Below are 426 nucleotides of genomic sequence, written 5' to 3' on the forward strand. Positions count from 1 at the left end.
CGCAGGGCACCATCTTAGCCAAACACAATCTGAGAAACGCCTCAAATATCAAGTAGTCAGTCTAGTAGGGTGCGTTAGACAGGTACAAGCTAGACTGTGAAAGCCATTTAACAATCTGTCGCAGGGCACCATCTTAGCCAAACACAATCTGAGAAACGCCTCAAATATCAAGTATTCGGTGGGTTACGGCGGCCAGGGAAATATTATTTTATTCTGTGAAATTATTGCCGCCTTTTTCCTAACGGAATGCTTTGCGACAGCCGAAACCCACCCTACCAGAGCGTTGTATCAAAAATAGTTCAATCGTAGGGGCGGGTTGCAGCCAGAATTTTCATGCTTACTCCAAGATTTATATAAACCCGCCCCCCATAATATAATACACATTCATTAGCAAAATTTGTAGTGGACCGACACATCTAAAATGGT

Origin of the sequence: Dapis hubbardiae BLCC-M172, assembly GCF_050016015.1 — a bacterium.
Taxonomy (GTDB): Bacteria; Cyanobacteriota; Cyanobacteriia; order Cyanobacteriales; family Microcoleaceae; genus Trichodesmium.